Genomic DNA, 25,456 nt, shown 5'->3' with positions numbered 1-25,456 from the left:
ATGAAATTTGCTAATTATGATCCAACTCAAAAATTAAATACAATTCAAGGGAGTACACAAGCCTCTGGCAATGAAATGGCGTATGGTGGTAATGTAAGCGGTCTGAATGCCATGAATAAAGCCTTGCAAGAGGCGACTAATACATGGGAAGAAATCGATAAGCGAAAGGATTATATCGATGTAACCAATGCTATCAATGAGTTCAATAATAGTACTAACCAGTTGCTGAATGATGATAAAGATGGGCTGATGAATCGTAAAGGGATGAATGCTCAATCTATATTGCCTGACTATAATGCCGGTGTAGATAAAATACAACGTGAAATCATGGGTAAATATAAATTTAGAACCAATGATGCTATTAATGCTTTTACGAAAGCTGTCGAAACATCTAAAACGACTGATTACAATAACATATCCAAATATTCAAGAGGTCAATATGAAACGGCGTTAAGTACAGCTACGCAAAATCAAATTACAAATCTTCGTGATTCTGCTATTCGGTCTGACAACATGGCTGACCAAATGAAAACAATTACATTGATGGGTGATTTGTATAGGTCTACTGGCAAGGAATTGGGATTGGATGATGAACAGATCAATGAAAAAATTCGTGCTAATACAGATGAGACAGGCAAGTATTTACTAGATAGGGCTGTTGCAGAAAACGATTCCACCAGAACAGAAAATCTAATATCGTCATTAAGTGGCGTGGTTAGCGAGAGCGTCTTGACTCCATATAAAAAGATGTCTAATCAAATGAACATCAATAAATTAGTTAATGATGATAACACCTACGCTAAGTTATATAAAATGTATGGCCATGATTTAAACTCTGGCATGAATAGTGCTGCCATGTATGTCAGAGCAAAAATGGAAACCCAAAATGAAGAGGCATTAAAAAGTGGTGCTGGTGCTGACACACATTTATGGGGCATTGCCCAATATATCTCTAAAAAATATGGATATAATGCTGAAATGGTGTATCGTCAGCTTTTCCACGAAACGGGCGGTAGTGCGAACTTTGGTAAGTTACAAACAGAAAATAGAAACTATGCTGGGTTGACACAAGCTGAACCAAATGGCGAGGAAAACCGACAACAAGATGGTGGCACTAATTATTATAAGGTATACAAAACAGACGAAGACTTTGCGGATGATTATGTGCAAAGTTTTTTAAGACATTATGATGGGTTAAAAGATGTTTCAGATGTAGATACATGGGCGCATATTCTAAAAGCAAATTCTTATTATACTGATTCAGAAGCTAATTATTCAGCAGGTATGAGAAATGCTCCTATGGCCAGTGGTGGTAGTCCTAAATATTCAGAAGACCAAATTAAAAAAGCTGAAGATGACGCTAAGACAGCATACAAGAATTACTATACGTTGCAAGAGCAAACTAGAAAGATTGCTATTAATGATCGTTTGCAAGCAGGTCAGACTATTTTAAATCAAAAGATAGCAAATGGCGATGTAAGCGGTGCGTTCCAATATGCACAGGTTCAATTGGCTGGTGCCACAACTCCTGAAGAACAAGAATATTGGAGTGGCAAAATGGCTAGTGAAAGACCTAAACTAGATAGAATCTATGAAAAAGGTTTAAAGATGACTGCTCAAGAAAAATGGGGGATTAAGCAATATGCAAAATCTCATACTTACGAACAGACACGTGCATATGCGGAACGAGTGTTGCCAAATAAAATTATGGATGATGAACTCGATGCATCGTTACTTGAAATCGATGATAATAATAAGAAAGCTAGCAATATTGATTTAACTCCGTACGAATATAAATTAGCTGATGTTATGCCAAAAGATAAGACATTGGCAGGTAGCTTTAAGTATGGTGTTAAACAAGAAATGGCGGGACGTATTGAGGAATTCAAAGTTAAACATCATAGACCACCTACAGATGCGGAAAAAGATGAAATCTTCGATGCTGCAGTAGCTACAAGTACATTGCGTAGTACAAGTAAACCATACTTTGGTGATGGAGATGATTATTCCTCTACAATAAGTGGTGCAAGTAACCAAGCTATTGGTATTGTCCATGCTGAACCTGTAGGAAATCATTATATCCGAGTAACATATCGTGATGGCTCCACTCAAGATATTTACGAATCAGAATACAATGCATTACAACGGAGATATACAAATGGCTGATATTAATCAACAAGAACGTGAGGAATTTCAAGCGTTAATAAGAGGGTACGGACAAGGCCCTCGTTCATTTACTGCTAATGCTGGTGTTCAATCTGACCCTGTAGGTGGATTAACGCCAGTTGGACAAGCTATCGGTAAAGGAATAGATACTGTATCTGATATTGCAAAAAGCACAGCAGATGCAGTATCTACAATCGCCAATACACCTATCAGCGTTACCAATAATGATGGTACAACAACAGTATCTCCATTTGGCCAACAGGGAAATACATTCCAAGCGATAGGACAATTAGGACAATCATTGCCTAATGCTTTACCTGCTAGTTTTGTTAGCAACACAGACCGATTATTCTTATATAACAATGATCAATTACGTGCTAATGAAGCTTTACGGATTGCTAAGACGCTAAATATTGGTGCAGATACCGTCATGTTTGGTGATGATAAAGCCTTTGAACGTGCTGACTATTTGTCTAGACGTGCAGAACGTGGCCAAGTTTTACAAGATATTTATGATGAGTTCCCAGAACTTTACAAAGTAAAATATGGTTCGCAAGCAGAAGGCATTCAAGCATTAAATAATATCGAATCAATCAAGAATACAAAAGGTATATTTGATTCCATACAACAAAGTATTTGGGCAATGAATGACCAAATGAAATTAGGTGATGTTGGGTTTGCCTTAGCTTATGAATCGGACCCACAAAAGATTAGTGAATTAACGGCTGAAGTTAATCGATTACAAAATAACTTGCAAAATTACAGGCGCCCAGATGGTGGAAGCCCATTACAAGAAGTATTAGGTTCAACTGCTAGTCAAATCTATATGATGGGCAAACAAGGTGGCACAGGTGCTATTGTAGGCGGTGTTATTGGTGGTATTGGCGGTGGTGTAGTTAGTGGTGGCTCTGCAGCTATACCTAGTGCAATGACCGGCGCTAAATGGTTAGGTTCTGCTGATATGGCATACGAAATGTATAAAATGTCATTCGGTAATAAGTACTTGGAATTAATTGGTAAACGTGACCAAAAAGGTAATCGAGTATATTCCAATGAAGAAGCAAAAGAGTATGCTATGTCATTTGCGGCTATTGATGCCGGCATTGAATTTGTGGCGACTCGTGCTATTGGTAAAGCGGCATCTAAAATCGCTCCTAAGTCCGCACTTGCTAATGCAGTTTCAAGAGGGACTACTAATGCAGCCGAGACATTTAATCGTGGTATTGGTGTTACTGCTGCACAGGTAGCCAAGACTTCTATTAAAGCAGGCGCTCCAGAATTATTTGAGGAAGGCCTACAAGACGTCAACGAAAAATTACAGCATAATCTATGGCGCAAATCGAATGATCAAGAGGGTCCATATTCTGCAGGTGATATGTTTGTAGGTGCTGGTGAGGCTATGTGGCAAGCACTACCGGCTGTAGTAGGCCTTGGTATGATCGGCGGTGGTATTAGTGGCGTACGTACAATGAAAGCCTTTAGAGATTTCCAAAAATTATCGCCGGAAGAACAGCATATGGCTGTTATGGAAGAGCAGAACCGTAACGGTCATGTTATCATGCAAAACCTAAAAAACGATGCTGCCGCTAACAATTTAGCAAAAGAAAACCCTGAGTTATACGGCAAAATTGTACAAGCTCAGGGTGATAATATAGGCGTATCAACTGCCTATGTAAATGTCAATGAAATGGCTGAAACTGCAGAAGGTCAAGCGGCTATCCGTAATATGGTAGATGCAGGACTTACTACACAAGAGGCGGTATCCAAGGCAATTACTGCCGACGCTCCAATCGAAATACCTATCGGGTCCTATGCTCAATTAAGCGGTGGTTTATCGGAAGAAACCGTTAAAGCATTGGAAGAATCTTCTTACTTTACACGTGGTGGTCTTTCCATGAAAACTCTTGAACGTGCAAAAGAGGAAGTGCATGCTATGAAAGACCTTGTTAAGGATGATACTGAAAAACGTGCAGAGCGTGTTAAGAATGATATTATTCATTCCTACTTTGATGAAGTATCCGATGTAGACAAGGAAATGCTTGATGTAGTACTTGCGGATCCGACACATATTAAACAAACATTTAATAATGTGTATAAGGAATTAACCGAGCAATACCGAGAACAATATATAAGCGATTTTGATGCTATGGATTCAGATTTAGAAACCGCACGTACTAGTGGTGTAAATCCTACATGGTTAGGCAAAAACAAGCCACCACGTTCTAATTCGGAACGTAGACGAATGGCGTATCAATCTAGCCTTGCTCGTACGCAAAGTGCATTAGCTGATAATCCTGAAGCACTTAATCAAGCAGGAGCCCATTATGCTGACATGGAACATACGCTCAAACAAATTGAATCGCTAGAATCCATGCGAGATAAGCTATTTGAACTTGCAGATAATGATATCGCTTTACGTATGCAACTATCTAAATCTGGTTATGAAGTGTATCAATCACTTAAATCCATAATGAGTGATGAAACTGTAGACCGTAAACAACGTGATACGGCGGAAGCTAATGCCTTACTCATGGCACAACATGCTGATGTTATGGCAGATATTATGCGACGTGCAGGACGTGGTAACTATACGGCTATGGATTATTTTAATACTGTTCGTATTAATATGAAAGGCGAACTAAAAGGGCAAAAAGGATTAAATCAAGTTAAACAAAGCGATGTCAAATTGGCAAAAGACCAAGCGGAATGGGTTCACACATTAAAAGAATATAATCCTAAATCCAATGCATTTGTTAAGATAATGGACACACCATTAGTATTACAAATGATTGGAGGTCTTGACTACGACGTTGTAATTAAACAATCTAAAATTGCGGATATACAAGAAAAGCACCCGGAAATTACGCTAAACGAATTGGAACAACTTCCTTTTGCATTAGTTGACCCTGTTGCCATTTTTAAATCAAGTACGGTAAAAGATAGTATTGTGGTTATGGCGGAAATGAAAGCAGATAACGGCTTAAATGTTGTAATTCCAATGCAATTAAATAAAACCAAGCGTAATAACACGATTGTGTATAGCTTGGTTAATAGTGTGTATACAAAAGATACGGTAGAGAATAAATGGTATCAAGATTACTTGGAAAATCCTAAGTTTGGTACGCCGTTATATATAAACGAACAAAAAGTCACTAATTGGTATCTGGCAGAGGGGCTCTCATTGCCCCAAGCGAAATACCACATTAGTGACTTCTTTAATGTAAGTATACCAAACGAAAAAGATTTAGACAAGCTCCGAAAACAACATAATTATCAATACTATCAAGCTGCATGGCATGGTTCACCACATGATTTTGATGAGTTTGATTTAGGCGCTATCGGTAGTGGTGAGGGCAACCAAGCACATGGTTGGGGTTTGTATTTTGCTAAGAAAAAATCAGTATCTAGGAATTATCAAAAGGTATTGTCTAAACGATTAGGAACTACAAATCCAAAATTATTCAAAGTTGAAATCCCAGATGAAAAAACAATGCTTGATGAAGATAAATATTTCAAAGAGCAAAATAAAGATGTTGTTAACAAAATAGTATCAGCAGTTAACGATTTAGATATTGATAAACGTAAAGCTTTATTGTCTCACTATAAAGAACATCCATCTTATCCTGTTAATAAAGAGTATGAAAAAATACTAGGCAAAATACAGAGTGTAAAGCAAGATAGGGAATATATAGTTGAGGCTTTAACAAACAATGTAAATAAGATAAAAGAAAAAATTGCTAGAGAAGCTGCTACTGAGTACGGATATAACTTTGACGAGTTGAAAGCGGATAATACATTTGAAATGGCTAAAAAGCTAATAGGTGAAATTAATGAAAAGTTATCGGCACTAGAAAAAGAGAAAGAAGTTGAGGGTGCAAAAGAAAAAATAAAAGAAGATAAAATCTTGGAAAGTATCGGTGATACATTTACAAAAACACCATATACAGGAAGAGATGTTTATGTTGCATTGTCAAAAGCATTTGGCGGTGATAAAGGTGCATCTGAATTTTTAAACTCAGTTGATGTTAAAGGTATTACCTATGATTGGTATACAGATGGGCGATGCTATGTAGTATTCGATGACAAGGCAATTAAAGTCATTGAAAAGTACAATCAATCTATCAACGGTATGACACAAATTAATAGTCCTACTGACCGTCTTATTCAAATCTTCAAAACAGCTGACCGGTCAACATTTCTCCATGAAATGGGTCACGTATTCTTTGACGACATTAAGAACCTAGCTGAAATGGAGAACGCTCCAGAGCAACTTGTAACGGATTGGAACAAGTTGAAAGAGTGGTCTGAATGGGATGATGCGCAAGGAGCTGATAATACTAAAGCACATGAAAAGTTCGCTCGTGGATGGGAAGCCTATTTACGTGAAGGTAATGCACCTACAAAAGGATTGCAACGTGTATTCCGAATGTTTTCGAAGTGGTTAACTCGTATATATCGTGCGGTGACACGACTAGGTGGATTACCACCTAAGGAAATACAAGAAATCATGGCACGTATGATCGCTACCCAAGAAGATATTGATGCCTACACAAAAGAACAGGCACTTGAACAATTTGAATCTAGCAAGTTATTTAAACAGCTCGATGAAGCCGAACAAGCAAAGGTTCAAAGCCATATTGCCGACGTCGGGGAAATGGCGAAAGAGCGTGTCATGAAGCGGTATATTAAGGAATTAGAAAGTCGTCCAATCAAAGAATGGAACGATGAAAAAGATTCCATTCAAGCCGATATTGAAAAGCGTTTAATGGAACAGTACCCAATCTACAAAGACCATCAACGCTATAATGCATTTGGTAAGGATGCATTAGCCAATACTCGATACGGCACGCTAAAAGAATTAGAAGCTGCTGAACGTGAGCAAACAGGATTTACATTTAATGAAGCTGTTAATCAAGCTATGGAATCTGCAGAGCAGACATTCATTGAGGATAACCATATTGGTAAATCTAACATAGAAATTGCTGAAGAGTGGTTATTATCTTCAGACGGTCAAATGAAATTGACTGAAGAGGAAGCAAAAATCATTAAGTCACAAACCAATCGTGATCTTGCGAAAAACTGGGAACTACTCGATAAGTTAAATCGACTTGACCCTAATTCAGAAACAATCGAATCTGAGTTAGAACCAATCGAAAAACAAATTGTTGATGATAACAAAAAGGTTGCTAAAGAATTAGGCGCTGTATCAAAAGAACTTGATTCTGCTCAAGACCGTATTGAAAAGCTAAAGGCACAATTACAAGAACGTATTAATAATGTACGTGCTATTCGTGATAGTGGCGTAGGTGTGATAAGTGATTATATGAACCGTGCTAGACAGGAATTAGGCGATTTGACTTTATCCCAAGCTAGTCAGTATAAGAAATACCAAAACCAAGCCATTCGTGAAGGTAAGCGTGCTGATAGGGCATTGGCAGTCAATAAACTGGAAGAGGCGCTACAAGCTAAACAGTTACAACTTCTAAATCAAGCGAGGGCCCGTGTTGCGTTTGACAATACACTCCGTATTAAAAAGTTACGGACTAAGCTGCTTGATAATCTCAACAGAATGACACGTCCTAAAAATCCTATCACTATTGAGCCTAATATGAGATACTTTTATGCTCACATGGCATACCAAATGGGGTTAACTAAGTATGACGGACTAGAACCAGTAGACGGTTTTAATATGAATGCCGTTATTAATGCATTAGATCCTGATGCGGATATTCTAGGAGACCAAAGCATTACATTCCTTGACCCATGGATAGTTCAACTGTTCTATGGTAAAACACCTATGTCATTTAAAAATCTAACAGTGAGTCAGTTGAACACACTGGAAGAATTAATGACAGGTATGTATAAGAATGGCCGCAATGCTTATGAAGGCTCGACTATCCTTAATGATAAAGGTGAATCGATTACATTTGATGATGCAGTAGATGGCATATTAACGGAAGCAATCGATACATTTGGCAAGATTAATGGGAATGTATTTAACGCACAAAATAATCAAACTGGTTTGGAAGCCGTTGCAGGACTTATTAATAAAGGTAATTTATCTTTGCTCAAGGTTGAAACATTCTTACGACGATTAGGGCCTAATGCGGTGAAATACATTTATGATCCGATTAGCCGTGCAACACAAGCATTTAATGAACGCAAGGAAGTATCCATGCGGCGATTAGCTAAAGATGTATCCTCTGTATATGGTAAACGTGAATTATTCAACATTCGGAATAAGCATATGTATGATGTTGGGGAATTACGGAATCTAACCAAAGAACAGGTCATTGCATTAGCATTAAACTGGGGTACAGAACGCAACCGACAACGTGCAATGGAGACAGCCAAGGTAACTGAAGTTGAAATGGAAAAAGCCTTTCAAGAAATCCTTACCGATAAAGATTGGGAGTTCATTATCAGAACATGGGATCATATCAATTCCTTCTTTACTGAACGTAGCAAAGTCCAAGAGGAACTTTATGGTAATCCATTGAAAAAGGAAGAAGGTATCACATTTACTATTGGTGGTAGAACTATCGTTGGTCAGTATTATCCGATTGTGTATAATCCTGAAGTCAATGCAAGTATATCTGATAAGGAAGTAGAAGATATTGCTAAGACTATGGTTAGCAGTAATGCGATATTAGGGACTGGCATGAGCGCTACTAAAAGCCGTTTAGATGTAGTTAAGGATAAATCTTTATTGCTCGATTTTGACGTTATTCCTAAAACTATTACCGAATCAATCAATCATATAACTATGCGTAAAGCCGTGACTGATGTGAATCGGTTAGTAGCCAATAGAGAGTTTTAAAACTATATTGTTGAAAAATTTGGAATGAATTCCTATCAATTCTTGCGGACTTGGGTTCGTGATAATTGGAAGGATGAAGCGGCTAAGATGGATGATGTTGGTAAAATCTTAATGTTCCTTAAACATAATGCAACAATAGCTATTATGTCTGGACGTGCATCCGTTGCAATTCAAAACGCCTTAAACATTCCTGTTGCTGTATATCGTATTGGTGCGGGCAATGTAATTCGTGCTGTTAATCATGCAGGAGTAGGGTTCTATGGTCATGGTACAGAAACCTACAATAATACTCGTGATTTTGTTATGGAGCAATCCATATTCATGAGGGAACGTATTCAAACTTTAGATAAAGACCTTAAAAAGGGATTAACCATCCAAGGAAAGGGGCTCCGCATTAATGATAAGAATATCGGCGGGTACAAGTTTGAAAAAGGTGCTGAAATCCGTGATGAAATTAATAACATGGGATTCCGACTGCTCACAGAAACAGACTTCGCATTATCCATACCAGTATGGAAATTTGCGTATGATCAAAAGGTTGCCGAACTTCAATCTAAGGAAGGGGTAAGTACTGAATGGATTAATCAACAAGCAATTGAGGCAGGAGACAGAGCAGTACGAGATATATTCGGAAGTGGTGATGTTAAAGATGCAGCATCCATTCAACGTTCACGGAATCAATGGGTTCAATTATTTGTTCCGTTTTATTCGTATGCTAATACTTTGTATAATATCATCGCTGAATCATGGTATATAAGCAAAGATAAAGGGGATTGGATGCCTTTTGCAAGAGTGTTATGGTGGGGGATCATATCACAGGCAATTGGTATGACAATTTACAAAGCCATGACAAATGGTGACGATGATGATCCAGAATCTATCGCCAAGTCTTTTGCCGAAGAATTTGTACAACAAGGAACTATGGGGATTCCATTAGTAAGAGATATAGCCACTATGGGTATGAAATTTATTTTAGGAGAACGCCCATACAATAAAGGCAATACCGTCATGGGATTAAGTATCTTTGAAAAATTATGGGATACAGGACAAGCCATTTCTAGTGACAATAAGGACTTTGTAGATGTAGGCCGTTCGCTCAGTCAGGTTTCCAATCGTATAACTGGTTTTAGTGACACTGTAACCGATGCCTTCTGGACGTTATTACGTGTAGGTGTAACGGATACGGACGCTAAAATTGAAGATGTATTCATGTCAATTTTGTTAGACAAGCGTTTAAAGACTAAAAAAGAAAAGAAAAAGAAACAGTAAAAGTAAGGACTACCTAGTTTTAGGTAGTCCTCTTTATATGCAAAGAAAGGCGGGATATTGTGATTCCACAAGTCAGCAATCCAATAGTTCAATATCAATGTGATGGACAGAATAAGACCTTTATTTGGCCGTATGACTTTAATAATATTAAAGACATCAACCTTATTCTAGTTGATGGAGACGGACGGCAAACAGAGCAAACAGGGAATATTCTTTATGATGCTCAAAATAAAACCTTAACATATCCAAGTATTGGTGAGCCATTGCCGGCAACTCATAAGGTTATTTTAATCAGACGTACTCCAATTTCACAAACTACAGAATTAGCCAATAAGTGGCCCTACAATCATATTGAAGGTATGGGCGATAAGGTTATTTTGATTCTACAAGAATTAAAAGAACAATTAGATCGTACGTTGCAAATTCGTGTAGGTGCTGATGAAGATCCAAATCAAGTTGCACGTGATATTGTTGATAATTCTGTAGAGGCGGCTAAAAAAGCAATTGCAGCTGCATTAACTGCAGAGAGTAAAGCAAGCGAAGTACAAGACAATGCAACTAAGCTAACAGCCATTAATGATAATATTAATGCATTATCTCAAACAGTTGATGATAAATTGGCGACTGCAAATACAGCTCTTATCCAAATTGCTGATACATTTGAGAAAACCCAAGTGCTTGCAGATAATACGAAAGCATATGCTGCGCAGGCGGAAACCGATAAGAAAAATATTAATGATTTGGTTACAAAAGCAGATGTTATTAAGACTGATATTAACAATAAACAAATTGCTAGTGTAGGCAATGCTAAGAAAGCAGAAGATGCGGCCAAGCGTGCTGAAATAGCAGCATCGAAAGCCGAAGAAATCGCAGTGCCGGGCGGTAAAGGAATTGTAACCAAAACCGAAGCTGATGCTAAATACATTGGAAAAGAATCACTAAACGGCATTGTATCTGTAAAAGACTTTGGTGCAGTTGGTGATGGTGTAGCAGATGATACCGCAGCATTTAAACGTGCTAATGATAATTTGGCCAATAAAATCTTATTAGTACCAAATGGGCAATATAAACTGACTGAACATTTAACTTTTAATACCGTAGGTTCTGTCATGGATATGGGTGTATATACCAATATCAAGCCGTATTATCCAACAGAAACACCGATGCTAAAAGGCGCATCCAACATCGCATTCGTGAAAAACATTACGTATGATGCAGAAGTAAACCAATGCCAAGGGTTTACTTACAATTCCAAAAAGAACGTGTTTATACTTGCTTGCATTAACGGTGAAGGCACTAATCAAATTCTTTATGAACTCAATCCATACACTTTTGAAAAAGTAGGTACTTATAAATTCACGGATTCTGAGCGTCTAGGGCATTGTAATACCATGACATACAATCGCTTTACTAATAAAATCTACATCGCAAATGGATTAAAAAACGGCAACAATTTGACAGTTATAAATGCAGATACTATGGCAATCGAAAACACTATTACATTGCAAGAAAAAGTATTCAACATTGACTATGATCCAATTACAAGGACTTATGTTTCCATTGTCCCTATCGCAGGCAATCAACGAGTTCGGACAATCAATCTATACAATGATGAATTCAAAAAGCTCAAGACTTACCAAGTCGATTATATCTATCCGGATATGAATAATAACGGGGCCTTCATGCTAAACGGCGCAATTATGTCTGCAACACTAGGGAGCCTTGTTGAATGCACTCCATTTGGAACAGTCAAACAGATTATTGAAATCAATCGTGAAACGGAAATCGAAGATATCGCTTATTATAATGGCAAGTTCTATTTTGCTGTGCTTACTCAAAAGACTAACAAACGTCACCAAGTTGATATTTATGTAGGTGACCCAAATTACGACTTTGAAAACTCAATCAATATGCAGCGATTGAAAAACCTTGATTATTTAGGATTAAGCGGTGGCAAGATGAAAGGTCCAATCATCATGCCAAATAATACATCTGTGCAAGTGACAGATACTAAAGGAAGCGCTCATCATGCGGTTAAGATGTCTACTGGTAATAGCATGGAATTTGGCATGAGCGATAACCGGACTGTATTTCTAGGTACATCGCTTGGCTATTACGATGCTAACAAAAATAAAACATTCAGAGTTCTAACAGAAGATGATATGTCAGACACTGGAACAGTTTTATCTAAAACTACGGCAGATAGTTCATATGTTAAGAAAAACGGAAATACAAGTATTACTGGTTCTATTACTTCTAATGGTTTTATGAGTTATCGAATGAATACTAACTCAGATTATACAAAAGACCCATCTTCATTGGGGTGTGTTGTATTTAGAGAAGTTAAACAAGGTGCGCTTAATGCGCCTAATAATGGCGTTGTTATGGAGTTTGGTAATTCTGAGCAATGGCAAGGTAGATTATTATTGATTGATAATGGTTCTGATGGCCTGTATTACGGCGGTATTTCCAATGGTACTAATACTGGTTGGCATAAGATGTATGGCGAACGGCAACAAAACAGAATTACATTCGCAAATGGTGCAGAATTGTGGGTGGAATAATGGCAGTTATAAAAACCAAGACGCCTAATGGGCAAATACAAACATACAATTTAACAGAAAACGCACAGGACACGGGTGGTAATTACATCCGTGTCCGTTTTAATGGACAGGATTTATATGCAAGAGTTTCTGGAAATGTAACACCTTTAAATGTTGTTAAGTCAAATGGAGATAGAGGGTATGTGCAATATGACCCAATTACATTCAATACATGGAAATGGGAAGCACGTAATGTTGAATCGTTTAATAAATGGTACGTGTATTTACCAAAAGGAAAATATCGTGTTTTTATGGACGCATCTGATGCAGCAGAGAGGGAATTAATAATCCCTAACTCCAAAAATATTGAAATTACTATAACAACTAAAAGAGTGCCACCTAATTTGATTAAAATAACTTTCAATATAGACAATCAAATTTCAATACAAAAAAATATTAGCAAACATTTAAATAGGTTAATTATTGAAAGGACAGGGAATATATGATTGAAATCTTCGCTCCACCACCTATTATGGTGGGATTAAATGAACATGAACTTGTACAAATATCATTAGCTATATTTTGTACTTTGATATTGGTATTTGTTGATACGATATTGCGCATCTTGGTTGAGGTGCGCAATTTTAATATCGCAACGAATAGACCATGTACGGTGGCCAATACTATACTGGCCATTCTTTGGCGTGGATGGGGATATGTTGAAATCAATGGCAAGAAGCATAGGTTCCTAGTCAGTAATAAATTAAGGTCCGATATGACAAAGAAATTAGTTAAATCATATCCTTGGTTATTTGTATTATCGTTTATCTTACTTACGTTACCAGATGTTGAATTTATTTTCTTGGGTCGACTAGATACGTTTTTAAGCACAGGGATGTACCTCATACCGATTGCGATTGAGTTGGCGTCTTGTGTTGAAAATATGATTGAACTGGAGTTGGTGGAATCGAGGTGGTTTAAACGTGCGATCGGATTAGTTAAACAGGTAATAGCATTCATTAAATCTGTAAAAGAGGCGATTAAATGATTGAAAAAATTAGTATTCGTGAGGTGTTAACAATCCTCATCCTAGGGGCGGTCAATATAATGGCCGTCCTTTATGGTTATAACGAATTGGCCATGAGCATTTCCTCCGGACTCGTTGGCTATTTAGGAGGACGTGAATCAAATAGGAAGGAGCAAAACAAATGGAACTAGGAAAATTAAGTGCTGTGTATGAAAGCAATGGAGACCCGGCTATTGTATCTACAGGAGAGGGGGACCTTGGGGGTATATCGTATGGTGCTTATCAGTTAGCAAGTAACTGTGGGAGTGTGGATGCATTCCTTGGTTGGGGCTTGCGACAAGAAGATGGATTTTACAAAGATTATGCAAGAGCCCTTCAAAGTGCTGGACCTATTAACTCCGATGAGTTCATAAGTAAATGGCAAGAACTGGGAACCATAGATCCTAAAGGTTTTATGGAAATGCAGCATGACTACATTAAATATGCTTATTATGATGTGGCGTGTAGCGAATTATCCAATCAATTATTTGATGTAAATAAACATAGCCGAGCATTGCGTGATGTTGTATTTTCTGCGGCCGTTCAATATGGTCCCGGTGAAGTTATTAATCTTTTTAAAGAGGCAATGCAATATGTTCCGGGTTGGGAGCCTGATTGGAACTTATCTTATGTAAACGACATTAAATTCGATTGGGATTTAATTAATGGTGCATATGAACAGCGAAAGTTGCATCCATGGAACTATGAAGGTAATCCTAGTTGGTTGCGTGAAAATCTTGTTGAACGGTTCGATGCAGAGAAAGCGCAAGCACTAGAAATGTTTTCACAAGAAATGCAAGAAAGGGGTCTATGATGAGCCTTTGGACTTTTAAAGTATTATTTTATCTAAAACGACATAAAATCCTCATAGGGGGGCTAATTTTAATTATTTTAGCTATTGTAGGGGTGTCTATATATAATTCACATCAGGTTGAAAAGCCTGTGTTACTGAATCAGGAACAAGTAAAGGATCCTGTAAAACTGGCTAATGCAATTCATATTACTAAAGATGAAGCACAACAAGTTGTTTCCAAGATGGAAACTGCTCAACCGGTAACTACATATTATGTACAGGCCCCTACGGTAGAACAGGCGGCCAAACAAACGCAACGGGCTATCAAACATGAGGCCCCGTCATTACCTAAAGCAGCAACGGAAAAGGCGGATAGAACCGCAGTAGTTGCTAATACGGATAAACAAAAGGTGGACGTTTATAAAATCAACCTAAACAAGGCTCATAAGATTAAAGCTGGTGTAACGGTATTAGACAGTAAAGCCTATGAGACTATTGGCTATCAAGCAGGTAAAGTTGAAGTGTTAGCACACTTTGACGGACAGCATTTTGAAGGTGGTAGTGTTCTATATACAGTAAAGGAATGGTGATCCAATTATCTCCGAATTGCACGGTTTGCAACAGTCAACTATTAGATGATAGTTAATGGGGGTGATAAAATCAGTACACTATATCTCGACGATGACATGATGCCGTATGCTGATATATTTTTAAAAGCAATAGCCAATATCGAGGCATTGGGGTATTCTTTTAAACCTGATTTGTTGATACATAAATACATCGGAAGAAGTAAAAAGCTATTAGGCATAACATATTGGTATAATGATGACTCTTGCTTGATTGAGTTAAGTAAGGATAATCACGATAAAGATATTGAACTAAATACAATCTATCATGAATTAGCACATGCCACTATTGAGTGTCATTTTAAAGGACACGGCAAAGAATTTAAGCAATTACGCAAGAAAATAATTGATGCTTACAATATAGATATTGGCGGCGCAATATTACAATGAGGTGAAAAATTATGGCAAAGACATTTGAATTTAACGGAAAGACTTACAATTTCGCAGAAGATATTCAAGTTCCGGAAGAAGGTTTATTTGAAGCAACACTAGTCGATGAAAACAACCATCGATGTGAAATGCTCTTCAGAAATGGTAAATTGTTTAGACTAACTGAATTAGTTTAGAAGTAAAAATCGCAAATTTTACCACTAAACATAATATTGAATAGTAAATTACAACAAAAGGGGTACCCAATCGGTACCCTTTATTTTTTTTGCCGTCAAATAAACGTCAAAATTTATATGTTATTATTAATGATTTTTGTATATAATCGTATTATGTAAAAACTTGGCCACAATGATTATTACTGAAATTTAATTATATATGTTAAAATGCGGTCATATTATGGTATACTAAGTTAGATAAAATAATGTAAGATGTCCCGTAGAGGAGTGATTTGTTTGTTAAGCTTTTTACAAAGGCTATTAGGCAATAATAACGCAAAAGAAATTAAAAAAATGCGTGCTATTGCAGATCATATTAATGAAATTGAACCTAATTATATTAAATTAAGTGATGCTAACTTAGTGGCAAAAACTGATGAGTTTAAACGTCGTTTACAAAAAGGGGAAACGTTAGACGACCTATTGCCAGAAGCATTCGCTGTAGTTCGTGAAGCATCTAAACGCGTTTTAGGCATGCGTCATTTCGATGTACAGTTAATGGGGGGCATTTGCCTGCATAATGGTAATATCGCGGAGATGCGTACTGGTGAAGGTAAAACATTAGTAGCTACATTGCCCGTATATTTGAATGCATTGACCGGTAAGGGTGTACACGTTGTAACAGTAAATGATTATTTGGCGACTCGTGATAGCGAGCAAATGGGACGTTTATATAATTTCTTAGGACTTTCCACGGGTCTTATTGTGGCTAATCTTGACTTTAATCAACGTAAAGAAGCCTATGCGTGTGATATTACATATGGTACAAATAATGAGTTTGGTTTTGACTATTTACGCGATAACATGGTAACCGATGTTGTTCAAATGGTACAACGACCATTGAATTATGCCATTGTGGATGAAGTAGACTCCATTCTTATTGATGAAGCAAGAACACCATTAATTATCTCAGGCCCTGGTCAACGTTCCACTGATAATTATTATAAATTGGCTAAAATTGTTCCTCACCTTATAAAAGATGAAGACTATGTTATCGATGAAAAACAAAAAACTATTGCCCCTACAGATTCTGGCATCGCAAAGGTTGAAAAAATGCTTGGCGTTGAAAACCTATATGATGCAGAAAATATCGAGTTGAATCATTTGCTTGGTGCTTCTTTGCGTGCTTATGCTATGATGCATCGTGATACTGATTATGTGGTTAAAGATGGTGAAGTTGTTATCGTCGATGAGTTTACGGGCCGTTTGATGTTTGGACGCCGTTATTCTGATGGTTTGCATCAGGCTATTGAGGCTAAAGAAGGTTTGAAAGTTGAACGCGAAAGCCAAACTTTAGCATCTGTCACATTCCAGAACTATTTCCGTATGTATGATAAATTAGCAGGTATGACAGGTACTGCTAAAACAGAAGAAAAAGAATTTATCGATATTTATGGATTAGAGGTTATACAAATTCCACCGAATAAGCCTTTAATCCGGATGGATTTGCCAGATCAGATTTTTAAAACTAAAGCTGCTAAATATCGTGCCGTAGTACGTAATGCAGTAGAACGCCACCAAATAGGGCAACCTATTTTGATTGGTACTACATCTATTACACAGTCTGAAGAACTTTCAGATATGTTGTTGCGTGCAGGTGTACCTCATAAAGTATTGAATGCTAAACATCATGAACAAGAAGCAGAAATCGTTGCAGCTGCTGGCCAAATGGGAATGGTAACAATCGCTACTAATATGGCTGGCCGTGGTACTGATATTACTCTTGGAGAAGGTGTGCCAGAACTAGGTGGATTAGCCATTTTGGGGACAGAACGCCATGAAAGCCGACGTATTGATAATCAATTACGCGGACGTGCTGGTCGTCAAGGGGATCCTGGTTCTTCTCAATTCTTCTTATCATTAGAAGATGACTTAATGCGTATCTTTGGTGCTGACAATATTACAGGTATCATGGATAAACTTGGTATGGAAGAGGATGAACCTATCGAGCATTCTTTGATTACTAAATCTATTGAACGTGCTCAAAAGAAAGTAGAGGATCATAACTATAATATTCGTAAATATGTACTTGAGTATGATGATGTTATGAATCAACAACGTGAAGTATTATACGAACAACGACGCCGTATTTTACGTAACGAATCCTTGCGTGAAACAATTAATGAAATGATTGACAAGCTTGTTACCGAATCTGTAGATGCTTATGCTGATGAAAAGCTCTATCCAGAAGAATGGGATTATGAAGGTCTCTATAAACATTTAAGTCAATATTTCTTAACAGAAGAGATTATGTCTTCTCAAGATATGGAAGAATATAGTCGTCAAGACTTATTAGAACGCTTATTAGAAATTGCTCATGAAGAGTATCAAGATCGCGTTGATATGCTTGGAGAGGCTATGTTTAGTCAACTTGAAAAGGCGATTATGTTGCGCGTTGTTGATAATAAATGGATGGAACATTTGGATAATATGGATATGTTACGAGAAGGTATTGGCCTTCGTGCATATGGTCAAAAGAATCCGTTGGTAGAATATAAGTTTGAAGCTTTTGATATGTTCCAAAACATGATTGCAGCTATTCAAGATGAGACAATCATGGCATTATACAAAATTCGTGCACAATTGATTCAAGAAATCGAAGAACCAGTTGATCACTTAGAAGGTGCACAATCCCATCATGAAGATGTGTTGGAGCCACAAAACATAGATTAAGATTTGTGAATGGCACGTTGCTCAAAGGGATTTCCACTGGGCAACGGCCATTTTTCTATTTTGTTAAGGTAATAGTTTATTGATGTAATAGACTAATTAACTAAAGGTGGTGAACATAAATTGTTAGAAGATCTAAAACCGATTATTTCTAATTTAGAAGAACGTATTTATGGGATGAGGGATTCACTTTAACATCGCTCAAAAGGAAGACCGAATATTTACACTTGATGTACAGATGAGTGATCCTACATTTTGGGATAATCCAGATAAAGCTCGTGAGATTTCTCAAGAGGCCACACAATTAAAAAATGCTGTAGAAAGCTATAAGCAACTTGTTAGTGATATTGAAGATGCTAATGTGATGCTTGAAATGGCTATAGATGAAGATGATCTCTCCATGGAGAGTGAAATCAAGGAATATGTTAAGCAAATAGAAGAAACCTTGGAAAAGCAAGAAGTACTTTTATTGTTAAGTGGTGAATATGATGCAAATAATGCTATTTTAACATTTCATGCCGGTGCTGGTGGGACTGAGGCACAAGATTGGTGTTCTATGTTAATTCGCATGTACTTGCGCTGGGCTGAAAAATCTGGCTTTTCCATCGAGTTAATGGATGAACAACCTGGTGATGAAGCAGGAATAAAATCTGCTACATTCCTTGTTAAAGGTGAAAATGCCTTTGGTTACTTGAAGTCTGAGAAAGGTGTACATCGTCTCGTTCGTATTTCACCATTTGATGCTGCGGCTCGACGTCACACATCATTTGCTGCTGTCGATGTAATGCCTGAAATCGATGATACTGTGGAAATTAATATCGATATGAAAGATGTTCAAGTTGATACGTATCGTGCTAGCGGCGCTGGTGGTCAGCATATTAATAAAACCGATTCTGCTGTTCGCATGACACATAAGCCGACAGGTATTGTAGTACAATGCCAAACACAACGTTCTCAAATGCAGAATAGAGAACAAGCTTTACGTTTGTTACGGGCAAAACTATTTGAGTTAGAGCTCGAAAAGCAAGCTGAACTTAAAGAACAGATTGGTGGTACCTACCAAGCAATTGAGTGGGGTAGTCAAATTCGTTCCTATGTATTCCATCCATATAATCTTGTTAAGGATCATCGTACTAGTGTAGAAACTGGTAATGTTCAAGCTGTTATGGATGGCAACTTAGACCCATTTATCGAAGGTTTCTTAAAAAAAGAGGCTAACTTAACAATTTAGGAGATACTATGAAAAAGTTTTTACTATTCCTATTAGTGCTAATTATTGCTCTTGTAGTGGCATCCCAATTTTTATTGCCATCTTTTATTGGCTCTCGTATTGAAAGCCAATTAAATGAAACATTGAAACCAACGGCTCAAACAGTAAATGTTGAGGCTCAACCTGCTTTAAAAATTTTATATGGTGAGGTGGATCGTGTTTATGGCACTTTGGAGAATATTAAACTGGGTAAATTGAATTTTGCTAGCTTCCGATATGATGCTAAACAAATTCTTGTTAATCCAATTTCTTTATTAGCTAGTCAACAAATTGATATCGTTAGTGTTGGGACTGCTAGTATTGATGGGACTATTAATAAAGCTGATTTAGCGACTTTCTTAAGTAATGAAGCAGGTAGTGATATTCAAGACGTACAAGTTGACATTAGTAAAGATAATATCAGCCTAACCGGTAAAATGAATGTAGGCATGGTGTTTAAAGGAGATGTTAAATTAGATGGGAATTTAGAATTAAAGGGCAATACATTATTGTTTTCACCTAAAAAGTTCACCATAAATGGTGCTACAATTCCTGGTATGACATCTAATGTGTTAGAAAGTACTCAAATTTATGACTTCAACAATTTTCCAATTCCTGTAAAAGCGGAAAGTTTGACTGTTGATAATGGTGAAATTCTCATTAAAGTTAAACCTGTACTCAACTAGAAAGGATTTGTCGTGAATCATCGGAACACACAAAAAAGTAAGTACTCATGGATTCTTATACTTTGTATTATTATAGGTCTTTTATCTTCCTTATACTTAGTATTTGAACGCCATCAGATTGAGAAATCTCAAAATCATATTGAAAATATTGTAGACTATGATGCAGTTTTACGAGCCAGCGCCTTTGAAAAGCGTAGTCAACAAGAAGCTTTTGATGCATTACGTAATGCTGGTGTGACTGCTTTTGCTATTTATGATCGCACGTTAGAAAAAGCAAAAGATGCGGGCCAAGTTAAAGTATTAAGCTCTGAAGAGATGGACTCTGTTCGTGTTAATGGCGCTGCGATTCAACCTGGGGCGACTTATGTGGCATTAATTTCAGGTAAAGAAGGTTATTATAAAGAAATTCGAGAGGATTTATACCACCGTATTGGCAAGGACAAGGTGAAAGAGCTTAATACAAGTATTGGTCCTGTTCTTGAATTGTATGGTGCAACAGCAGATAGCTATGCAAAGATGAATCTTGGTATTTCAAAGTTGCAAGCACAAGAGGTTGCAGATCGTGGTTTCAATGTTATCGTTCGTCCAACAAACTATAGAAACGTAACATCTGAAGATATTCAATATGTATTTAAACGACTTGAAGGCATTCCTCATGTAACAGGGATGATTTTTGCTGGTAAAGAAGCTCTAGGTGCACCTAATTTAACGGATGAAACATTAGCATTACTAAATAAAAATCATATTCCACTAGTTGGTATCGAAGCTGTAAATCAGTTGCAGTATGAGCCACAACAAGGTTTCTTGGAAATGGCGGCCAAAAATAATTATAGTGTAGGTCGTGTGTATACTATCGCTAAAGAGGAGTTAAAGAAAATTACCCCTGAAGAAGCGGCACAACGCTTTTACATTAGTGATATAGAACGAAATATTCGTTTTAACTTGTTTCCGATGTATGAAACAGGTATAAATAATGAAACTGTTTTACAGACTACAATCAACTATATTAATATAGCTACAGAGAAATTGGCTGTAAAAGGTTATGAATTTGGTCCAGCGGATATTTATCCTGCTTATACACCAAATCCATTATTAGTAGTTATTACAATGATCGGGGCTATCGCACTTTTTGTATATGTTCTACAAATGATGTTATCAATGTCTAAGCATACGCAACTTGTGGCTTTTTTTGGCATTTCTTTGGCATCCATTGTTGTATTTATTCTTACAAGTGGTACCTTAATTACTCAAATATGGGCTCTATCTAGTGCTATTATGGCTCCTGTAGGTGCTATGATACGCTTGATGGAAGAGTGGCGTCGTTATGATGGTGCACGTCCATTAGGTGCCATTAAGTCTACTATTCTTGCCTTATTATACCTTGTAATTGCTGCATTATTTGCTGCTATTGGCGGTATGTATATCGCATCTTTATTGGGCAATACGAAATTCTTTATGGAGTTTGCTCTCTTTAGAGGTGTTAAGTTGACCTTTGTTCTGCCAATTATTTTAGTTATTATTGCGTACCTTCAACGATTCCCATTGTGGAACGGCCGCATGATTAATTCCAAAGAAGAAGCGAAAACATTTGTAGTGGAATTCTTAACTATGGATGTTAAATTATATGTATTCTTTATAATAGCAGCACTTGGTGGCGCAGTATGGGTATTTGTTGGCCGTAGTGGACACACTGCAGGTGTTCCTGTACCAGGCTTTGAACTTATGCTACGTCGTTTTCTTGAAAATGCAATGTATGCGAGACCGCGTGAAAAAGAGTTCATTATTGGTCATCCTGCTTTAATGCTAGCTACCTTTGCGTTCATGCGTAAGTGGCCTACAGTAATTCATTTCTTATTAACTCTAGCTGGTGTTATTGGCATTGCTTCAATGGTTGAAACCTTCTGTCATCTTAGAACGCCAGTGTTCATGTCCATCATGCGTGGTTATGATGGTTTGTTAATTGGCGCCCTTTTTGGAGTGCTTCTTATCATCGCAGTACGGTTTATGATGTACGTAACACAATGGTTCCAAGCTAGGGAGGTTGACCATGAGTAATATTGTTATCTCTGGTTATTATGGCTTTGGTAATGCTGGTGATGAGGCCATGCTTTGTGCTATTATCGATGCTATTCGTAAAGAAGAGGCTGATGCACATATTACTGTAATTTCTGGTAATCCTAAAGAGACTAGTAAAAAGCATAATATTAATGCTGTAGGTACATTCTCTGCATTGGGTATCTTAAAAGCAATTGCTCATTCGGATCTTGTTATTAGTGGTGGTGGTAGTTTATTACAAGATGCTACTAGTATTCGCAATACTTACTATTACTTAAGTATTATGGCGCTAGCAAAGTTGCTTGGGAAAAAAGTAATGCTATACTCCCAAGGTATTGGTCCTTTAAATCGTTCATCAACACGTCGTGCCGTTGGATTTGTATTGCGTTTTGTAGATACTATTACAGTTAGAGATTCTATTTCAAAGGATGAACTAGTTTCTTTGGGAATTGAAGATGTAGAAGTTACTGCAGATGCGGTATTGGCCATGCAACCAGCAGATCTTTCAATTGGCTCTCATATTCTGAAAGGGTATATATCTAAAATATCTGAAGCAGATGAACAACGTAAACGAATTGGTGTGGCGGTTCGTAGTTGGAAAGAGGATACAGAGTATAGAGAATCCTTAGCTAATGTATTGAGCAGATTACAAGAACAAGATAATGTGGAAATTATCTTTATTCCTATGTCACATCCTGAGGATACAAAAGAGGCTAAGATCATTGCCAGCTATATGCCGAATGGCGCTATTGTGCTAGAAGGTCCGTTCTCTACAGAGCAACAAGTGTCATTATCTGGAAATGTGGACCTCATGATTGGTATACGTCTTCACGCTTTAGTTTTTAGTTCTTTAATGGGAAAACCAGTTATTGGTATTTCCTATGATCCTAAAATTACAAGCTTTTTACATATGATTGGTCAAGAGCCTATTGGCACAATGACTCATTTGCGTGAAGAAGCCTTATACCAATGGTGTCATAAATTGTTGAATTCTCGTGAGGAGTATCAAGCATCTTATGATCGCATTGAATCATTGCGTGTAGATTCCCAACGCAATGCAGAAATTGCTATTTCATTACTTAAAGATTATTAATATATTGGATTTTATCCAGAAAGTGAGGTCTCTATGGCTACATTAACACAAGATGTTAAACAATTAGTTCAAGAGAAGGCAAAAGCTATTCGCGTTGGTATTGTACAGTCTGTAACGGCAGCGAAATCCGGTCACCCAGGTGGTTCATTATCCATCGCCGATGTGATGGCCTTGTTGTACTATGTTGAGATGAATGTAGATCCAGCAAATCCAAAAGCTCCTAATAGAGATCGTTTTGTCCTTTCTAAAGGTCATGCAGCGCCTGCACTATACGCTACATTGGCTGAAAAAGGTTATTTCCCTAAAGAAGAACTCTTGAACTTACGTAAAATTAATCATATGTTACAAGGCCATCCTGATATGAAACACACACCAGGTGTAGATATGTCTACAGGTTCTTTAGGACAAGGCATTTCTGCAGCTTGTGGTATGGCATTGGCAGGCAAAATTGATAATGCAGATTACCGTGTATACTCTATTCTTGGTGATGGTGAGCTTGAAGAAGGTCAAGTGTGGGAAGCTGCAATGTTTGCTGGTTTTTATAAACTGAATAATTTGACAGCTTTTGTCGATTTTAACGGTCTTCAAATTGATGGTGATATTACTAAAGTTCTTTCTCCATTACCAATTCCAGAAAAGTTCAAAGCTTTCAATTGGAATGTTATTGAAGTTAATGGTCATGATCTTGATGAGCTTCATAATGCTATTGAAACTGCGAAAGCTTTTACAGAAGGCCCAACATGTATTATCATGCATACTGTAAAGGGTAAAGGCGTTGAAGAGATGGAAGGTCAAGCAGGCTGGCATGGTAAAGCACCAAGTGAAGAGCAAGGTGTAGCCTTTGTTAATGAAATTATGGGGGTGCAATAATGGGTAAAGCAACACGTGAAGCATATGGTAATGCGCTAGCTCGCATTGGTAAAGAGAATACTAATATTATCGTACTAGATGCGGATTTATCCAAATCTACTAAAACAGACACATTTAAAGCTGTGTGCCCAGAACGTTTCTTTAACGTAGGTATTGCAGAGCAAAACTTGATTTCTGTTGGTGCTGGACTTGCAGCGGCAGGTAAGATACCATTTGTATCATCTTTCTCCATGTTTGCTACAGGACGTGCATTTGAACAAATTCGCAATGCTGTATGCTATCCTAAATTAAACGTGAAAGTATGTGCTACACATGCGGGCATTACTGTTGGTGAGGATGGTGCAACGCACCAAAGTTTAGAGGATATTTCCTGTATGCGTACATTGCCAAATATGACTGTAGTGGTACCTGCTGATGAGCGTGAAACAGAGGCTGTTATCGAATGGGCTGCATCTTATAACGGCCCAGTATACGTTCGTTTGGGGCGTGCTGGTGTAGATGATGTAACAACAGAAGGCTACTCATTTGTGCCAGGTAAATCTACTATTTTGGTAGATGGTTCTGATGCTACAATTATTGCTTGTGGTGCATTAGTTGGACCTGCTGTAGAGGCATCTAAAACTTTATCTGAATCTAATATATCTGCACGTGTTATTAATATGGCATCTATTAAACCTATTGATGCTGAAGCAATTATAAAAGCCGCTGCGGAAACTGGTGCTATCGTTACAGCTGAAGAACATAATATTATTGGTGGCCTCGGTTCTGCTGTATCTGAAGTAGTAGTATCTAATAAGCCTGTACCTATGGAATTCGTTGGTGTCCAAGATACATTTGGGGAGAGTGGAACACCAAAAGAACTAATGGCAAAGTATGGCTTAACTGCCAATGATATTGTAGAAGCCGTAAAACGTGTAATCGCTCGTAAATAATCAAAGGGGATCC

Annotated in this window: 18 protein-coding genes; all 18 read left to right on the top strand. The window is 37.5% G+C overall.

Annotation, left to right across the window (positions count from 1 at the left end; genetic code table 11):
* The 18 genes from NE668_RS03045 to NE668_RS02960 all read left to right on the top strand — a co-directional run bounded on the left by NE668_RS03045 (position 1) and on the right by NE668_RS02960 (position 25,443).
* On the top strand, positions 1-2,166 hold the full coding sequence (locus NE668_RS03045; protein WP_227036910.1) for a hypothetical protein: 2,166 nt from the start codon (positions 1-3) through the stop codon (positions 2,164-2,166).
* On the top strand, positions 2,159-8,986 hold the full coding sequence (locus tag NE668_RS03040; protein ID WP_227036911.1) for a MuF-C-terminal domain-containing protein: 6,828 nt from the start codon (positions 2,159-2,161) through the stop codon (positions 8,984-8,986). Before NE668_RS03045 ends, NE668_RS03040 begins: the two co-directional genes overlap by 8 nt.
* 24 nt (positions 8,987-9,010) lie before the next feature.
* Positions 9,011-10,255: a hypothetical protein gene (locus NE668_RS03035; protein ID WP_227036912.1), complete on the top strand. Its 1,245-nt coding sequence runs from the start codon at positions 9,011-9,013 to the stop codon at positions 10,253-10,255.
* Positions 10,256-10,314: 59 nt separating this feature from the next.
* The gene (locus NE668_RS03030; protein WP_227036913.1) at positions 10,315-12,819 is read left to right on the top strand and encodes a glycosyl hydrolase family 28-related protein; all 2,505 of its coding nucleotides are present in this window, start codon (positions 10,315-10,317) and stop codon (positions 12,817-12,819) included.
* Positions 12,819-13,304, top strand: coding sequence for a hypothetical protein (locus NE668_RS03025; RefSeq protein ID WP_227036914.1), 486 nt, complete (start codon positions 12,819-12,821; stop codon positions 13,302-13,304). The genes NE668_RS03030 and NE668_RS03025 overlap by 1 nt, the downstream gene beginning before the upstream one ends.
* Positions 13,301-13,846: a hypothetical protein gene (locus NE668_RS03020; protein WP_227036915.1), complete on the top strand. Its 546-nt coding sequence runs from the start codon at positions 13,301-13,303 to the stop codon at positions 13,844-13,846. The genes NE668_RS03025 and NE668_RS03020 overlap by 4 nt, the downstream gene beginning before the upstream one ends.
* On the top strand, positions 13,843-14,016 hold the full coding sequence (locus NE668_RS03015; protein ID WP_205112384.1) for a hypothetical protein: 174 nt from the start codon (positions 13,843-13,845) through the stop codon (positions 14,014-14,016). The genes NE668_RS03020 and NE668_RS03015 overlap by 4 nt, the downstream gene beginning before the upstream one ends.
* A complete protein-coding gene (locus NE668_RS03010; RefSeq protein ID WP_227036916.1) occupies positions 14,007-14,678 on the top strand; it encodes a VgrG-related protein in 672 nt (223 codons plus the stop codon). Before NE668_RS03015 ends, NE668_RS03010 begins: the two co-directional genes overlap by 10 nt.
* A gap of 128 nt (positions 14,679-14,806) precedes the next feature.
* A complete protein-coding gene (locus NE668_RS03005; RefSeq protein WP_227036917.1) occupies positions 14,807-15,247 on the top strand; it encodes a hypothetical protein in 441 nt (146 codons plus the stop codon).
* Between the two features lie 45 nt (positions 15,248-15,292).
* Positions 15,293-15,673, top strand: a complete 381-nt coding sequence (locus tag NE668_RS03000) for a SprT-like domain-containing protein (RefSeq protein WP_227036918.1) — start codon at positions 15,293-15,295, stop codon at positions 15,671-15,673.
* An 11-nt stretch (positions 15,674-15,684) separates the two neighbouring features.
* Positions 15,685-15,849, top strand: coding sequence for a hypothetical protein (locus NE668_RS02995; RefSeq protein ID WP_227036919.1), 165 nt, complete (start codon positions 15,685-15,687; stop codon positions 15,847-15,849).
* A gap of 276 nt (positions 15,850-16,125) precedes the next feature.
* Positions 16,126-18,561: a preprotein translocase subunit SecA gene (secA, locus tag NE668_RS02990; protein WP_227036920.1), complete on the top strand. Its 2,436-nt coding sequence runs from the start codon at positions 16,126-16,128 to the stop codon at positions 18,559-18,561.
* 120 nt (positions 18,562-18,681) lie between these two features.
* Positions 18,682-19,789 (top strand): peptide chain release factor 2 gene (gene prfB / locus NE668_RS02985; RefSeq protein ID WP_012864272.1). Its coding sequence is split into 2 segments (ribosomal slippage): positions 18,682-18,738 and positions 18,740-19,789, totalling 1,107 coding nucleotides; the frame shifts between segments, so codons are not numbered across the junction.
* 8 nt (positions 19,790-19,797) lie between these two features.
* Positions 19,798-20,493 (top strand): LmeA family phospholipid-binding protein, encoded by a 696-nt coding sequence (locus NE668_RS02980; RefSeq protein ID WP_227036921.1) that lies wholly within the window; start codon positions 19,798-19,800, stop codon positions 20,491-20,493.
* 12 nt (positions 20,494-20,505) lie between these two features.
* A complete protein-coding gene (locus NE668_RS02975; protein ID WP_227036922.1) occupies positions 20,506-22,548 on the top strand; it encodes a DUF5693 family protein in 2,043 nt (680 codons plus the stop codon).
* On the top strand, positions 22,541-23,641 hold the full coding sequence (gene csaB, locus NE668_RS02970; RefSeq protein ID WP_004693157.1) for a polysaccharide pyruvyl transferase CsaB: 1,101 nt from the start codon (positions 22,541-22,543) through the stop codon (positions 23,639-23,641). Before NE668_RS02975 ends, csaB begins: the two co-directional genes overlap by 8 nt.
* A 33-nt stretch (positions 23,642-23,674) precedes the next feature.
* Complete coding sequence (locus NE668_RS02965; RefSeq protein WP_012864276.1) at positions 23,675-24,511, top strand: transketolase; 837 nt, start codon at positions 23,675-23,677, stop codon at positions 24,509-24,511.
* Entirely contained in the window at positions 24,511-25,443 is a 933-nt protein-coding gene (locus NE668_RS02960; RefSeq protein WP_156697507.1) for a transketolase family protein, read from the top strand. Before NE668_RS02965 ends, NE668_RS02960 begins: the two co-directional genes overlap by 1 nt.
* Positions 25,444-25,456: the final 13 nt, after the last annotated feature.

The organism is Veillonella parvula (assembly GCF_024461875.1).
Classification (GTDB): domain Bacteria; phylum Bacillota; class Negativicutes; order Veillonellales; family Veillonellaceae; genus Veillonella; species Veillonella parvula_I.
Note: the sequence above shows the minus strand (reverse complement) of the source record. Positions and strands in the feature narration are given on the sequence as shown.